2 protein-coding genes are annotated in these 1069 nt (G+C 39.7%); one reads left to right on the top strand and one right to left on the bottom strand.

Features of this window, described 5'->3' with window-relative positions; translation table 11 throughout:
• The coding region (locus tag VXQ92_RS20760) for a TonB-dependent receptor plug domain-containing protein (protein WP_416683044.1) at positions 1–417 on the bottom strand (417 nt) is incomplete at its 3' end.
• A gap of 135 nt (positions 418–552) precedes the next feature.
• Between VXQ92_RS20760 and VXQ92_RS20755 the strand changes: the two genes are divergently transcribed.
• Positions 553–1069, top strand: a 517-nt coding sequence (locus VXQ92_RS20755) for a DUF4184 family protein (RefSeq protein ID WP_416683043.1), incomplete at its 3' end; no start/stop codon positions are given.

Raw genomic sequence — 1069 nt, 5'->3', positions numbered from 1 at the left:
TAAAGTAGAGGGTCCACGAATCACTTCAACTTGTTTTGCGAGAACTGGATCTACTGTTACAGCATGATCAGGAGACAAAGTTGAGACATCCACATTTTCAGATGAATTTTGAAGAACTTTAACACGTGGTCCATCTTGGCCACGGATCACTGGGCGACTTGAACCAGCCCCAAACTGATTCGCATAAATCCCCACCTCACTATTGAGCGCATCCCCAATAGTGGCAGCCCCTTCAGTCAAATGCTTTTGGTCAACTACAGTATCTGCGACTGCAAAATCTTTTGAAGTTTGCTCAAGGGGGTGTGCCTTAATGCGGATAGTTTCTAACTTCTCAACATTTTCATTTTCTGCTGCAAATACAGGTATGGATATGGCAGACAAAATGGATAAGGTCAAAATATTTTTATAGAACAACATGAGGTGAGTCTCTAATCGTACGACTTTTGTTTTGTTATATTATAACATTTCAGTTGTTTTGCAATAAAAAACATTCGCTAATGACATGTTTCGATAGACTCAAGTTTTTGATGATGTGAGAAGCTTTCTTTTCTAATGCCTTTTACAATCTCCCATGCAGTTATCGCCCCTCCACTTGCTAAATTGAGCCGAAATACGTTACCCATTGCCGCCTTAGCAATTGGCAGTATGACGCACGATCTTTACCGCTTATTTACAATGCAATCAGGTATGCTGACTCATCAATGGAAGGGGCTTTTCTACCCTAATCTTGCACTAGGGCTATTATTCTGTGCCATTTGGTATTTACTTTACCGACCTGTGGTTTACCGTTTTTTTGGTATCCAACACGATTTAAAACTAGATTCTTTTAGACATTTTTTTAGCTTTTTTATTGGAATCATAATTGCTCTACTCATTGGTATAGCAACACATCTCATTTGGGATGGGCTTACCCACTCAGACTTTAGAACTTTTATATTTCAAGACTTTTTATCGCAAACTGTTCACTTGTTTGGCCGCCCTTATCCATTACATCGCCTTCTTCAACTCGGTTCTTCTGCTCTGGCATTACCTTTTTTAGGCTGGATGAGTATTCATTACTATCATCGCC

It is taken from the genome of Acinetobacter sp. 228, assembly GCF_048147885.1.
Note: the sequence above shows the minus strand (reverse complement) of the source record. Positions and strands in the feature narration are given on the sequence as shown.